This is a genomic window from Clostridium sp. AM29-11AC, assembly GCF_003480545.1.
Classification (GTDB): Bacteria; Bacillota; Clostridia; order Lachnospirales; family Lachnospiraceae; genus Otoolea; species Otoolea saccharolyticum_A.
Map to the genome: position 1 here is coordinate 100,369 of NZ_QUJI01000010.1, position 14,371 is coordinate 114,739.

Annotated in this window: 10 protein-coding genes; 4 read left to right on the forward strand and 6 right to left on the reverse strand. The window is 47.6% G+C overall.

Features of this window, described 5'->3' with window-relative positions; all coding sequences use genetic code 11:
- The first annotated feature begins 354 nt into the window (after positions 1-354).
- Both DW757_RS09400 and DW757_RS09405 read left to right on the forward strand, forming a co-directional pair.
- Positions 355-1,719 (forward strand): hypothetical protein, encoded by a 1,365-nt coding sequence (locus DW757_RS09400; RefSeq protein WP_015572908.1) that lies wholly within the window; start codon positions 355-357, stop codon positions 1,717-1,719.
- Positions 1,720-2,135: 416 nt separating this feature from the next.
- Positions 2,136-2,534, forward strand: a complete 399-nt coding sequence (locus DW757_RS09405) for a teichuronopeptide (protein WP_118751568.1) — start codon at positions 2,136-2,138, stop codon at positions 2,532-2,534.
- Positions 2,535-2,706: 172 nt separating this feature from the next.
- On the opposite strand, the gene DW757_RS17390 is transcribed toward DW757_RS09405, so the two are convergent.
- The 3 genes from DW757_RS17390 to DW757_RS09415 form a co-directional block, all read right to left on the reverse strand.
- The gene (locus tag DW757_RS17390; RefSeq protein WP_008397554.1) at positions 2,707-2,859 is read right to left on the reverse strand and encodes a hypothetical protein; all 153 of its coding nucleotides are present in this window, start codon (positions 2,857-2,859) and stop codon (positions 2,707-2,709) included.
- Positions 2,860-3,196: 337 nt separating this feature from the next.
- Positions 3,197-4,639, reverse strand: coding sequence for a chain-length determining protein (locus DW757_RS09410; protein ID WP_118751569.1), 1,443 nt, complete (start codon positions 4,637-4,639; stop codon positions 3,197-3,199).
- 277 nt (positions 4,640-4,916) lie between these two features.
- Positions 4,917-5,921, reverse strand: coding sequence for a site-specific integrase (locus DW757_RS09415; RefSeq protein ID WP_008397557.1), 1,005 nt, complete (start codon positions 5,919-5,921; stop codon positions 4,917-4,919).
- 325 nt (positions 5,922-6,246) lie between these two features.
- Here DW757_RS09415 and DW757_RS09420 point away from each other — a divergent pair, with 325 nt between their 5' ends.
- Complete coding sequence (locus DW757_RS09420; protein WP_243033556.1) at positions 6,247-6,822, forward strand: GNAT family N-acetyltransferase; 576 nt, start codon at positions 6,247-6,249, stop codon at positions 6,820-6,822.
- A gap of 170 nt (positions 6,823-6,992) precedes the next feature.
- Here DW757_RS09420 and DW757_RS09425 read toward each other — a convergent pair whose 3' ends face one another.
- The 3 genes from DW757_RS09425 to DW757_RS09440 all read right to left on the reverse strand — a co-directional run bounded on the left by DW757_RS09425 (position 6,993) and on the right by DW757_RS09440 (position 12,483).
- The gene (locus tag DW757_RS09425; protein ID WP_118751571.1) at positions 6,993-8,171 is read right to left on the reverse strand and encodes an iron-containing alcohol dehydrogenase; all 1,179 of its coding nucleotides are present in this window, start codon (positions 8,169-8,171) and stop codon (positions 6,993-6,995) included.
- A 587-nt stretch (positions 8,172-8,758) separates the two neighbouring features.
- Positions 8,759-10,615 (reverse strand): nucleoside-diphosphate sugar epimerase/dehydratase, encoded by a 1,857-nt coding sequence (locus DW757_RS09435; protein WP_118751572.1) that lies wholly within the window; start codon positions 10,613-10,615, stop codon positions 8,759-8,761.
- Between the two features lie 62 nt (positions 10,616-10,677).
- The gene (locus DW757_RS09440; protein ID WP_118751573.1) at positions 10,678-12,483 is read right to left on the reverse strand and encodes an O-antigen ligase family protein; all 1,806 of its coding nucleotides are present in this window, start codon (positions 12,481-12,483) and stop codon (positions 10,678-10,680) included.
- A 437-nt stretch (positions 12,484-12,920) separates the two neighbouring features.
- Between DW757_RS09440 and DW757_RS09445 the strand changes: the two genes are divergently transcribed.
- Positions 12,921-14,371 (forward strand): glucan-binding protein (locus DW757_RS09445; RefSeq protein ID WP_118751574.1); only part of this gene is annotated, 1,451 nt, incomplete at its 3' end.

Genomic DNA, 14,371 nt, shown 5'->3' on the forward strand with positions numbered 1-14,371 from the left:
ATTTTTCCTCACCAGACCGGCCCTTCTTTCACCTCTCTCCCGGAATCCTTCTCATTTTTCTTCCTGCCACATTCTCCCTCCGTTTCCTGTGCCCCTGACCCCTATGTTTCCGGCCTTCTCCCCGGAAAACCCAGTTTTTAAGGCTTTTTTCCGCGGCAGACTTCTTATCTCCGGGCAAACTCTTTCCAGTTCTGCTGCCCGCTCTCTTCCACTGTCCGCCTATCGCTTCCCTCACCTTCCATTCCTTCCAGCAACCTGCACTTTCAAAGCCCGAAACGGCACGCTATAATAAGCACCGTAATGCAACGATGGATTTTCAAAAAACACCATTCATGAAAAAGGAGAGATTGTTAAATGAGAAAAACAACCAAACTGATCGCTGTGTTATCTGCTGCTGCCATGATGGCTGTGTCTGCACCCAATGTGATGAGAAGCAGTTTTTTAATGGAAGCTTACGCTGCTGAAAACGGATGGGTTGAAGAAGATGGGGGCTGGCACTTCTACGATGAGGACGGATACATGGAGTCCAACACCTGGAAGAAGCGCGGAAATGACTGGTATTACCTCAATGACGACGGTGATGTGACTGTCAATGAGAGGGTGGATGAATACTATGTTGACGGCGACGGAAAGATGGTTAAAAATAAATGGGTATCCCCTGAGGGAGAGGAAACCTATGATTCCCCTGACTCTGCCGCTGATACAGAGTGGAACTACTTTGACAAAAACGGAAAGATTGTAACTTCCAAATGGATGTCTGTGAATAATAACTGGTACTATTTTGACGGCGACGGCATCATGCAGACAGGCCTTCTTGAACTGGACGGCGAAACCTACTATCTGGGCGCCGAGAATGACGGAGCCAGAAGAACAGGCTGGGTGCTTCTCGAGGAGATCACTGAGGATACCGACGACGAGGGGATCTGGTGCTACTTTGATCAGGACGGAAAACTCGTAAAAGATCAGATTGACAGAAAAATCGACGGCTTCTACTATACCTTTAAAGACGGACAGATGCAGACCGGCTGGGTAAAGGTGTCGGATACTGCAGGCGGCTCTTCTGACGGTGAGGAAGGCGGCAGTTCTGCTTCGAATCCTCTGGCTGACTATCGATACTACGATAAGGAGCTGGGCGGAAAGCGTGCCTCCGGATGGTATGTTATCGAGGGTGTGGAAGGAATCAGCGAGGAGGGCGAGGAATACTACTTCTACTTTAAGGACGGAAAACCCTACTACTCTGAGGCCGAAGGTCTGGAACTCTTCAATATCAATTCCGAGCGCTATGCCTTTAATGAAAAAGGAGAGATGCAGACGGGACTTCAGAAACTCACAACTAAGGACGGCACAGAGGCCAATTACTACTTCGGCGACGACGGTATCATGAAGACAGGCAAGCAGACGATCTACGATGAAGATTTGGAGGAAAACCAGATCTGGTACTTCTATCCGAGCGGTTCCAAGAAGGGACAGGGTTACACCGGTGAGAAGGACAACCGTGTCTATGCAGGAGGCCTTATGAAAAAGGCAGATCCGGAGCTCCGCTATGAGCCGGTTCAGGCCGGAGACAAGACTTATCTGGTAAACACCAGCGGTACGATCCAGAAATCCTCCGCCTCTTCCACCTCTGATGCCAAGCCAGAGCTTGGAAAGGGCTTCAGAGACTACAAAGATTCCAACGATACGGTATGGACAGTTGACACAGAGGGAATCATCCAGTAAAATATATAAGTCATCCGTTCAACAGGAGAGGGCTGCCGCTGCAGCGCCTCTCCTGCTTTGCGGCCATTTCCCGGCAGAGAGCTCCGCGGGAAAGCAGCGGGCTGTAAAGGTCTGCTGCTCTTTCCTACTCTTTGCCGGGGCCGCTTTTTTCAGATTGCTGCCGAACGGATATTTGATTTCGCATCCCGGGAAACCTCCTGAAAAAATCAGATACAGCTCCTGCCGCAGAAAGCATGGGTCAAAATTTATATTTTTTTCATTTTTCAGTCATATTTCGGTTATTTCTGTCGTTTTTTTAATAGGACGGCTAAAGTATATCTGAAGGCTGACTCATCCCTGTTATCTGCCATATCTCTTCGCAGCGGGTGGCAGGACAGAGTTTTCAAAGGTGCTCTAAGGAATATCAGGAGGGATATATGAGAGAATTAACGGTTTTCTACTGTTCGAAATGCGGCTACTATGCCTACTACCAGCTTCCCAAAAACGCAGTCTGCCCTAAGTGCAGCGCTTCCATGACCAAACTCCCCATGACTTATCAAAATTTCATGAATCTGGACTATGAGATGCGTGATGAATTAATCGGAAGCCAGATCCTGGGCGATGCAGTGCCCAACTGCTCCGTTGTCCAGAGAATCACAGAACCTGAGAGGCAGTATAACAGCCGCGCAGTCATTGCAAAACAGGCAGTACAGATTCGGGAACTCACCCAGGAGGTTGAACGCCTGCGTGATGACAACAAAAAGCTGAATGATACTGTCACCTGGATGCACGCTACTATCTGGGATTTGACAATGAAAAACAAAAAGCTGACCTGACGAATACCGGCAGCCTATGCCGTCGCTTCTCAGGCAAAAAAATATCCGGCAGACGCCTGTCTGAGTCTTCTTCTCATCTTCTAACAGCCGATGCCGGGATTTTTCTTCTTCGTATCGTAATTTCCAAGTTTGCCTGCAGAATTTCTGTTCTGCACCATTCGCCTCTTTTTTCTCACGCTTCCTGCTTTCCGTTCTCTATATATTTAATAATCAGTCTGTCCAGTGTCTGTTTCATCTGCAGCACTGTTTTGAAAAGAGTTTCATTCTCACTTTTCAGCCTCTCCACCTCTTTTATCAGATTTTCCGTCTGTGTTACCGCATCCATCCCTAATCCTCCTGTTTTTGCGATTGCTAATCCAGTTATAGCCTATTTTCCCTTAAAATGGAAGTGAATTCGGACGCAATTTTCGACATATCGCTTGATTAATCTGATTTTCCCAAAATATATTGTCATTATTGGGATAATAACATCCCTTCCACCTGATGAAGCTGATCAAAAAAGTATCCGCCGTTCAAAATTTCCTGTATCTGTCCTAATCTCAGACTTTTGCTCTGTGCCATACAGAAAACTTCTTTCGACGGATACTTGCCGAGCAGCCTGCTGAAGATGCCTGAGGAAGCGCCTGCTCTTTTGGCAGTCTGCTGAAAATTTTGCCCGTCTATTAGAGGACAACGCAGCCTAAAATCTTTTTGTCAAGGCTCTTCACAATCTCAAGCTCCCTCTCGATTCCCGTGAAGGAGGACTCCTTTCTCTTCTCTACCAGGATTACGGCATCACAGGACGCGGCCTTCCTTATCGCCTCTGCCTCCCTGTCCAGATTTCCTCCGGAAGTCAGCGTGAGGGAGGGAAGGACAGCTGACAGCTCTTCATTCACTGTATCAAGCACTCCCGCATCTGTGGATGTGACAAGCAGGATCTGCTTTGCCTCTCCTGCATAGTTCATCACATTGGCAGCTACCACGCTGCAGGCCTGCGCGCTGCTCATTTTTCTGGCTGCCGTTCCCTCCATGCGGTCTATAAATCGGTCTACAAAAGCAAACAGGCCCTTTTTCTCCCCGCTGTCAAATACACCGAGCACCATAAGGCCATAGCGGCGGCGAAGCTCTCTGTCATTTGCCAGCTTGTCGCTCATCAGAAATGAGACGCAGATAAAAAATACAGCTAAGAATGCGCCCAGGACTCCGCCAAGCACTCCATATTTCACAGCCGATTTCAGCGCGCTCCCTGTGCTGGGCAGTGTATTGGCCGGTTCCTTCAGCTCATTCAGTTCCTTTGTTTTATCTGTGAGACTCTGGTTCAGAGTTTGTGTTCTGGCAGACTGATCCTGCTGCTTTTTCTCAAGCTCCAGATCTACGGTAGTGTACACCTCCGGTGTCTGACTCATCTCACCGCCGGGAGCTGCCGATGGACCTGCAGCGCCTGTATCCTGAATCATGTTAAGTGTATGAGGGCCTATTTTCTGGGTTATCACGGCCTGATATTCGTTCAGAGATTCCATGATCAGGGACATAATCTGCTCTGCCCCCTCCTCTGTACTGCTGATTACACGGACATTGAACATATTGTTGTCATAATCAGGCTCTACTGTCACCAGCTCCTGCAGGTAACGAAGCTCCAGGGACGGCTCCATTTTCTTTAACACATAATTGTACATCTCTCCGTTCTGGATCATGGACATATAGGCTGCCATAATGCTGGAAGCTGTGTTGGGGTTCTGGTAAGCCATGCCAGGCATAATCTGGTAATCGGTAGCCACGTAAAATGATACGGCTGTCGTATACCCATCATATGGGTTAATATTCATCAGCACAGAATTTTCCATATAATCATTCTGGCTTTCCAGACTCGCCTTGATATTTTCAATTTCCTTTTCCAGGCGTTCCTTTGACATTTCATACTGATCCATGCTGTTGTCATATTCCTGCTGTTTCGATGCAACATACTCTGCATCCTTCATCTGTCCCAAACCTCTGACTGCCTTAAAGCCTCCCAGAAGAAGGGCGAAAATGATCGCAATCAGGATGATGGGACGCCATCTGCGAAGCACGGCGAACATCAAATCCTTCAGATCAATTTCCTGTTCATAATTCTGATAGGAATCCATGGTAAACCTCCTCATTGTACATGCTATGTTATCCATCTTATCACAGAGAAAATATTTTATCAATTATAAATCCTTTAATATATTTTTAAAGAATTTTTCTCTGTAACAGTTCACCATGCGAAGATTTGAACAGGAAAATGCGTGGAAAGCGTGTTTTCATAAGAGTTTTCCTGTCCGATTATTCATAAGGCGGACACCATACGCTTCTTGTCCGCTTTAAGCGGACAAGAAGATACATGGCTGAACTGTTGCTTTTCTCTTCCAGAGACAGATAGATTTAAAGTCCGTCCAATACGCGATCCATATAGCTTTTCTTCTGTCTCATGCTGCTGTGAACATAGATATCCATAGTTATTTTGACAGAGGAATGTCCGAGAATTTCAGATAAAGCCTTGCTGTCAAACCCGTTTTCAATCCATTTGGATGCAAAGGAATGTCTGAGAGAGTGAATATTGACAGGTTCAATCCCGCATTTTTTCAGGAGATTTTTAAACCGCCTCTGTACCCCTCTCGGCTCCATAAACTGCGCTCTTCCTGTGAGCACATAGGCCTGGGAGGAAAATCTGCGCTCCTCCTGCCTCTCCCTCAGTCTCTCCACGAGAAACTGAGGAAGCGGAATATCGCGCACGGAGGTTTCTGTTTTCGGAGGCCCAATCTGTATAATCGTTCTGCTCTGTTTTGCCGGAAACGGCTTTTGCTGTTCCTCTATATCCACATTGCGTATCCTGGAAACGGTTCTTCTGACTCTCAGTATCCCTGCCTTCAGGTCAATATCTCCCCATTTTATACCGCACAGCTCCCCCACCCGTATTCCGGTGCTCAGGGAAATCAGAAGTCCCAGATCAAAGCTCCTTCTGGAGTGCAGAAGGTAGCTGAGGATCTTGTGGAAATCCTCCCATTCCATAATGTTCTTCCCTCCTGAAAGCTGCCTTGGCTGTCGGAAGCTGAGTTCCTCTGCCGGCCATATCCCCCTCTCCTTTCCCGCCTGAACGATGCGTTTCAGCAAAAAAAGAAGCAGCCGGACGGTTCCTGCGGAAAGTCCCTGCCTTTGTTTCTTTCTCACAAATTCCAGAATCACCCGGTTGGTCAGCTTCCCCGCTGACATGTTTCCGAGCTCCGCCTGAATATGCTTTTCAATCAGCGTCACATAGCAGGCATAGGTGCTGGGCTTTACACTGCTTCTGACAGAAGCCTCCCATATTTCGCAGAGAGATTTTACTGTCATCTCCCGCCTGCCTCCTCCATATTCCTCTCCTGTCTGCATTTCTGTCTGTCGGTTCATCTTCCTTCTCCTTTACCATTATTATCCATTTATAAACAATAACTATCTTAGCAAAGGAGTTCTTTTACAGATACCTGTAATATTTATCTTCCAGAAGCCTCCTGCCTCCTGAAATTTCTTTTCTCTGCATCTGTATTTTACTTTTCTTTTTTCCCATTCTGTATTAAACTTTTAGATAGTACAGTCCCATAGCGACTGCCCGTACTGCAGAATACCCTTTATGCAGCCGGTAAGCGCAGGAATATGGACACTGCATAACCGCATTCGGCATTACAAAAAACAGAGAGGAGTCCTGCCAGGAGGGATTCCGGAAAGAGAGGCCTTCATGACTTTTTCAATCATACCTGCTGTCCTGTCAGACAGCCCCAATATCTATCGACTCATGAATGAGGGGGCAGAGACTGTTGCCCAAAAAGAGTGGTTCTGCCCGGATAACCAGGAATTTATTGAAAACCATATGGATCGGCAGGGATTTATCCTGAAAGCCGTCTGTGAGGAAGAGGAGAACCAGCTTCCGGCAAGAAGCGCCCCCGACAGAGATATCACTGGCTCAATCCCCGCTCAGGGCAGTATTGCAGCCTTCCTCCTCGTCCGCTTTCCCGGCCTGGACAGTGATAACCTGGGCTCTTCCCTTCACCTGTCTGCCCGGGAACTCCCCCTTGTGGCCCACATGGAGACAGTTGTGGTCAGCAGAGCCTATACCGGAAACGGGCTGATGCGCCGTCTTCTCAGGGCCGGTGAGGAAAAAGCCGCCTCCATGGGCTATCGCTTCCTGATGGCAACCGTTCACCCTGAAAATCTGTACAGCCTCCGGAATTTCCAGTGTCTCGGCTACGAAAAAATAGAGGAGGCTCTGAAATACGGAGGGCTCCGGCGCTGGATTCTGGGAAAACGTCTGTAGCGTCCTCTCTGTCCGCCGCAGTGCGATCCCCGCGGAGCGTTTTTATATAACAGAGAACGAAGCTTCCTGTTATATAACACAAAAGCCTGACAGGCAGGCTCACCGAAAGGTAAGCGTCTGCCCGTCAGGCTTTCTTCATACTGCATTCTGAATCTGCTGTATGTCAGCTGTTAGAAGTCAACCTCTGTTCCGTAGTAAATACAGGTAAACAGTTTTTCCATGGTCTTGGGATCAATCGTTCTTGGATTGGATCCTGTGCATGCATCGCCCACCGCATTCTCAGAGATAGCGGCCAGCTTCTCCTTAAACTCCTTCTCCTCAATTCCAAACTCCTTCAGTGTATTGGGAATACCCATATAATCATTCATGGAACGGATTTTCTTTCTCAGTCCCTCAATACACTCCTCCACAGTGCCTGTAATGCCGATGGCATTGGCGATCTCCGCATAGCGCGCTGCCGCCTCCGGCTCCTTGGCATTGTAGGAGATTACATATGGAAGATACATGGCATTGGCCAGGCCGTGTGTGATATGGCCGGTGGAAAATGCAGCTCCTGTCTTGTGAGCCATGGAGTGCACAATTCCGAGAAGCGCATTGGAAAAGGCCATTCCTGCCAGACACTGGCCATAGTGCATCTCCTCACGGCTTCTCATGTCGCCGTCATAAGATTTCTGCAGATCACTGTTTACGATCTGGATGGCCTTGATTGCCAGCGGATCCGTAAAGGTGCAGTGGAGTGTGGAAACATAGGCTTCGATCGCATGAGTCAGGGCATCCATTCCCGTATAGGCCACCTGTTTTGCAGGAAGCCCTTCCACCAGCTCCGGATCGACAATGGCAACATCCGGCGTGATATTAAAGTCTGCAAGAGGATACTTGATTCCCTTTTCGTAATCTGTGATAACGGAGAAGGCGGTAACCTCTGTGGCTGTGCCGGAAGTGGAGGGAATCGCTGCAAATTTCGCCTTTGTCCTCAGCTCCGGAAAATTAAAGGGTGTGCACAGCTCCTCAAACGTCACCTCCGGATACTCATAGAAAGCCCACATAGCTTTCGCTGCGTCAATGGGTGAACCGCCGCCCATGGAGACAATCCAGTCCGGCTCAAACTCTCTCATGACCTGCGCACCCTTCATAACCGTCTCTACCGACGGATCCGGCTCCACGCCTTCAAAGACGCGCACCTCCATCTCGGCTTCCTTTAAGTACTCAACCGCCTTGTCTAAAAATCCCTGACGCTTCATGGAACCTCCGCCCACAACGAGGATTGCGCGTTTTCCTTTCAGGTTTTTCAGCTCCTCAAGGCATCCTTTTCCATGGTAAATATCTCTCGGTAACGTAAATCTTGCCATTTCTGATTCCTCCTTCATAAATGGATGCACCCTTCCGGCCGGACCGTCTCCAGACATCCTGCATTCCCCACTGCAGACACGCTTCTGTCTGCGCAGAAGCCTTCACAGAAAATGAACGGTTTCATATTAACTGCCGTTCCCCTTCTGCAGACGGCCTGTCCGCTTTCTGGCACATGATTTGTTATTTTTTTAACCATATATATTATATACCAAAACTGCCGAATACTCAAGTAAATTCTCGTTAAATTAGTTACTGTTTTTTTACAATAATATACAAAATCGGATGTATCTGTTCTCATTTTTATTATTTGAATTCATTTCCAAGAATATACAGAATTTCAAGATAATTCATCCTCCCTTTTACGCGGAACCGGCTCCCGGCTGATGTTCTTACAGCTCACATAGACTCCCTCCCTCACAAACCTGAACGCAGAAAAAAACGGGCCGGCTCAGAATTCCTGCGATTATCCTCTGAACTGCCCGTTTTTATAATTGCTGAATATTTATCTTTCTTATTCCGATGCTTCAGGTACTCCTTAAGCGCTCAATTCCCGCTTTCTGCCTGTCCTTTCCCTTAACTTCTCATCCTACTTCTCATCCCTTTTGATCACATACGTGGGAACGATCCGCTGGACGGCCTCCTTGATATTCTCCGAATCCCTGTTTGCAATCTCATACAGCTCATCCAGCTGCTTCTGGAACTCGTCCTCATCAAACTCAATGGGCTTTCCAATGTGGATCAGCTTATTGGGGGTATCCTGCATGCCCTCCTCATCCATAAGCATCTCCTCATAGAGTTTCTCTCCCGGCCTGAGCCCGGTAAATTCAATGGCAATATCCTCTCCCGGCACATATCCCGACAGCCGGATTAAATTCTTGGCCAAATCCAGGATTTTTACAGGCTCTCCCATGTTCAGGACAAAAATCTCTCCGCCCTTTGCATAGGCTCCCGCCTGAAGCACCAGCGACACAGCCTCCGGTATCGTCATAAAATAGCGGATAATATCGGGATGTGTGACGGTGACAGGGCCTCCCTCTGCAATCTGCTTTTTAAACAGGGGAATGACGGAGCCGTTGCTGCCCAGCACATTTCCAAAGCGCACTGCCACAAACTCGGTCCTGTACCTGTGATCCATCATCTGAATAACCATCTCGCACATCCGCTTGGAGGCCCCCATGATGTTGGTCGGGTTGACCGCCTTGTCTGTGGAAATCAGGACAAAGCGCTTTGCTCCGTACTTTCCGGCAGCCCTGGCTGTCTTGTATGTACCGAAGACATTATTCTTGATCGCCTCGTTGGGGCTGTTTTCCATGAGGGGGACATGCTTATGAGCGGCCGCATGGTAGACGATATCCGGCCTGTACTGTTCAAACACGCTCTCAATCCGGTGTGTGTTTCTCACGGAGCCGATCAGCACAGTCAGATTGAGTTCCGGGAAACTTCTCTCCAGCTCCTGCTGCAGATCGTATGCATTATTCTCATAGACGTCAAAGACAATGAGCTGCTTTGGCCTGTGGCTGGCAATCTGACGGCACAGCTCGCTTCCGATGGAACCGCCCCCGCCTGTGACAAGGATTACCTTATCCTGCACATATCCCATAATCTCATCCAGATTCACGCGGATCGGATCCCTTCCCAGCAGATCCTCGATCTGAACCTCCCTGAGCTTGGCCACACTGACCTCGCCGTTGAGAAGCTGATAGATTCCGGGAAGCATCTTGATTTTGCAGTCCGTTTCTCGGCAGATCTCTAAAATCTTTTTTCGTTCCTTGGCCGGGGCTGACGGAATTGCCACATAGATCTCATCCACCTGGTACTGCTTTGCCAGCTCCGGTATCTCCTCCCGGCCTCCCGCAATGGGAACTCCATTCAGGTACTTTCCCTTTTTATTGATGTCGTCGTCCGCAAAGCAGACAACTGTTCCGTTTGTGTGCCTGCTTGTCATCATCTCCTTGAGAATCACAGAGCCGGAGGTTCCCGCTCCCACAATCATAATCCTGCTTCCGCCTCTGTTGCCCGACGGAAACAGGGAGTGCTTAATCCGGTAGGATAACCGAATGCCTGTAACGGCGATGCAGAGAGCAACAAAGCTGATAATATAGTAGCTTCTCGGCATAAAAAACTGCAGAAGCGTCATACCTGCTATCTGCAGAACTGTCGAGAGACCGCAGGAAAGGACAATTCTTATTACCTCCCTGATTCCAGCCACACTCCACATGGTCGAATACAGATGCGCCAGGAAAAAGAGCGCAACAGTCAGGAGTGTGTGGATAGGCCAGTAGCGCAGCACATTAGCACTGTACTCAGGCGGAATCTTTGCGATATTCAGATCAAACCGTATCAGAAGCGCCAGAAAGGAGCAAATCTGGATTGATACAATATCAGCCAGCATTAAAATAATCATTCTGACTCTTTTGTTTTTTGGCATATACTTATCAAACATGGCAACTACAACTTCCTTTTTTCAGATTGTGAGGGCGGCTCTCTTCTAAATATGCCCCTCCTCTATTTTTCATCCCTTTTCTCAGTTTCATCAACGGCCCAGTCCGCCTGTATCTCCGGCAGAGAATCCGGCATTTCCGCACCCGTCAGAGCACTTTTGCTGTCCGCCATTTTCACTTGGGCAGACTGTTCTTTTGCCTCTGGCCGGGATATTGATTTTTCCACGCTTTTCTCAGGGATTCTCTGTTTTTCTGGTTTTGGCTCTGCCGTCTGAGCTTCTGTTTCCTTCCCCGCGCTTCCCGACTGATAGCAGACAGCCAGTCCCATAGCCAAAAACTGCCACATAAAGGGCGCAGTGATGGGTACGTTCAGGTTTACCACGGCCTGCACACTGTAGCATACAAATGCAAACATCGGTGCAAGTACCAGAGGATTCCCTTTCGCCTGGCGGGTCATTTTCACAAAGGCTGAAATCAAAAATGCAAGGTACGCGGCAAGTCCTGCAATTCCGAGCGTCAAAAGGAACTGAAGGTACTCATTGTGGGCATTGTCAAACACTACATGATAATTTTCGCTCATTTCCTGAAAGTTATTAAATGTAGTGATAATCCCAAATGTGTCCGGTCCAAACCCAAAAATCTTGTGATGCAGGGGGAAACTCAGGAAATTCTCCCACGAAATCCTCCAGGCAAATCCACGGTTAGTCCCCCAGTTATCATTAAATACCAGGTACTTTGCAATAGACTGATATTTTTCCTGATGTCCTGCTATGTTTGCGTCATAGAACATATAGCAGATAAGAAGCACCGCTCCTGCCAGCACAGCTCCCCAGACAATTCTGAGGGCCAGAAGCAGTCCCGGGGGGTTCTTCTTTATCACCAGCTTTAAGAGGTACAGCACCGCAGCTACAGTCCAGGCTGCGGCAATCACAGCCATAATCTTATCATAACCTGAAATAAAAGAAAATAGGCTGTTAATCCCAATCACCGTATCTGCGTATTTCACGTTGATCCATTCGATACATCTGGCAACGGTCAGAATTGTGGCAATCAGCACTGCATATCTTCTGACTGCCTGAGATTTTCTGAATGCATAGAGAGGCGCCAGGGCGAACAGAGCACCCAGAGAGAGATAGGCATTGTCGCTCTCTCCCATGATAATGGCAAACATCCCTATTATAAAGCAGATATAATAAAAAATGGAGCGCAGGACTGATTCACTCATTAAAAACAGAATCACCGCCACCGCAATCACCATGGCCACATAGATGGTGTACGTATTGATATTTCCAAAAGAGGAGGTGAAGGAGTCTGCATTAGATGCAATCCTTTCCTTAAAATGGAAAATATCCATTCTGAAATAATCTGTAATTCCCCACAGACAGGCAAGAATCCCCCCTGCCAGGAACAGATCCAGGTACCACTGCTTCCATCTCAGGAAACGGCTGATAAAAAAATACGAAAACACGTACAGCGAAAGGGTGAACAGGCCTGTATAGCGCCCCTCGTTTCCCCAGAAGGACTCAAACCGAAAGTCTGACTGGATGGTGGAAATTGTAATCAAAACTGCAAAGGCGATTGCCGCCCAGTCCACAAAATTCAGATGCCTGCGCCAGCTTCCGTCACCAAATGAGCGCACAGCCCGAACCACCGCGCCGCTGGCAATCAGATAAATGACTGTAAACACCAGGACTGCCGACGTTGCAGTCGAATAAAAGCGGTACTTCGTAGGAAGAATATCAAAATACCTGTCATGTACTACAAAGGGGAAAATACACAGTATCACCAGTGTATAAATTCCTGCCAGAACTTCAATGCCTCTGTAGGGCCGCTTCTCTGCCGAAACATTTTTAATTACATTGCTGCTCATAAGCTCTCCATATTCTTTCTGTAAATTTATTTTTTGTCTCCATCTGCAGCCAAAATGCTGCCCCGACGGCACACTTCACTTCTGCTGTGTCAGCTCTTATCTGTACTGCCCCATTTCAGCCCTGTATCTGAAGCTTCACTTTAAAGGCTGTAAACATATGATCCGCATTTTTATCAGCAGTTCATGTTTTAGGCATACACTGTTTTAGTATATCACTTATATCTTTCCGGCGCAAGAAAAGCACAGCCGGAACACAGCAGAATTATTTAATATTTTATTAATATAAACGAAAGTGCTCGGAATATGCCGGTAATGGTGAAAACTGCACTTTTTGCAACCTTCTATAATTTCCCTTATTCTAAGCATAATAGCCACGTAATGCAGTTAGGAATTTCGAAAAAAAGATTTCAAGAAGAAAAAAGGAGAGTGCATTCATTATGAGAAAGCAGACTAAATTAGTTGCAGTTCTTTCTGCAGCAGCTTTACTCGCTGTAGGCGCTTCCATGACATCTTTCGCAGGTTGGGAGAAGGATGAGGATGGTATCTGGCACTACTATGACAGCGATGATGAGATGGTAACAGACGAGTGGAGAAAAGACGGCTCCAAGTGGTTCTACCTCGATGAGGATGGAAACATGCTGACAGATTCCTGGGTAGACGATGAGTACTATGTAGGTTCTGACGGTGCTATGTTAAAGAATCAGTGGGTTAAGACAACAGCTGATGAGGATGTGTCTGATCCAGAGGATGACGGAGATCACTGGTACTACTTCGGTTCCAATGGTAAAAAGATTTCCGAGGATGACAAAAAGATCAACGGCAAGACCTACTTCTTCGATGAAGACGGTGCTATGAGATATGGCTGGTACGAAGAGGGAGATGACGTATATTACCTTGGCGAAGAGGACGAGGGATGGAGAGCTGAGAGCCAGTGGTTATGGCTGGAGCTTCCAAGTGAAGATGACTCTGACAGAAACGGCGTAGCTTTCGACAGCGATGACTGTGAGACATGCGATGAAGAGGGCTGGTACTACTTCGGTTCCAACGGTAAGATGTACAGGGATGCCGACAAAAAGAAAGTAAATGGAAAGTATTACTTCTTCAACGCTCATGGCCAGATGGTATATGAGTGGATCAACAACCACAAGTATGCTGTAAATAAGAATACAACACCTTCCGGTGCAGAGCCGATGGGCAATGCTTCTGCAAGCAACGCATTAGATGGAAATATTGAGGACGCAGGAGCAGGATATATCTGGAATATGCAGTACTCCAATGTAGTAGAGGATGGCTCCAGAGCAAACGGCTGGTATGAGATCGACGGTTCTGAGGATACAGGTACAGACGGAGATACAGACTGGTACTACTTCGATGACGGCGAGGCTGAGAGAGCTGACTCTGCAAAAGATCGTCTGATGATCAATGACGGAGATGATGCTCCTGTTTACAGAGCAAAGATCAAAGTTGAGGGCAAGTACTTCTGCTTCAACGAGATGGGCCAGATGCAGACAGGCCTTCAGTATATCCCAGATGACGACGCATTCTACTACTTCGACGACAACGGATATATGCAGACAGGCAAAGAGTCTAATGTAGAGGATGACGATGACTCCTACAACTTCTACTTCATCACTAAGAATGGCAAGAACGGCCAGGGCCAGATGGGTGAGAAGGACGGATATCTGTACTTCGGCGGCAAGAGACTTGAGGCTGACGACGACTACAGAATTTACTACTATGAGGACGCTCACTACTTAGTAAACAACAAAGGTAAGATTCAGGATTCTGAGTCCAAAAAATACGATGTAGAGAATGGTCGCGGATATACAGGAGGCTGTAAAATATTCTGTGTCTATGGGAATGAAACCTTCCAGATAAGAATTCGATA

What these genes read in the sequence shown, in the direction of transcription:
- DW757_RS09400 (WP_015572908.1), top strand. Translation starts at nt 355, where the DNA reads ATGAGAAAAACAACCAAACTGATCGCTGTGTTATCTGCTGCTGCCATG.
- DW757_RS09410 (WP_118751569.1), bottom strand. Translation starts at nt 4,639, where the DNA reads ATGGATTCCTATCAGAATTATGAACAGGAAATTGATCTGAAGGATTTG.
- DW757_RS09425 (WP_118751571.1), bottom strand. Translation starts at nt 8,171, where the DNA reads ATGGCAAGATTTACGTTACCGAGAGATATTTACCATGGAAAAGGATGC.
- DW757_RS17390 (WP_008397554.1), bottom strand. Translation starts at nt 2,859, where the DNA reads ATGGATGCGGTAACACAGACGGAAAATCTGATAAAAGAGGTGGAGAGG.
- DW757_RS09405 (WP_118751568.1), top strand. Translation starts at nt 2,136, where the DNA reads ATGAGAGAATTAACGGTTTTCTACTGTTCGAAATGCGGCTACTATGCC.
- DW757_RS09415 (WP_008397557.1), bottom strand. Translation starts at nt 5,921, where the DNA reads ATGAACCGACAGACAGAAATGCAGACAGGAGAGGAATATGGAGGAGGC.
- DW757_RS09435 (WP_118751572.1), bottom strand. Translation starts at nt 10,615, where the DNA reads ATGTTTGATAAGTATATGCCAAAAAACAAAAGAGTCAGAATGATTATT.
- DW757_RS09420 (WP_243033556.1), top strand. Translation starts at nt 6,247, where the DNA reads ATGACTTTTTCAATCATACCTGCTGTCCTGTCAGACAGCCCCAATATC.
- DW757_RS09440 (WP_118751573.1), bottom strand. Translation starts at nt 12,483, where the DNA reads ATGAGCAGCAATGTAATTAAAAATGTTTCGGCAGAGAAGCGGCCCTAC.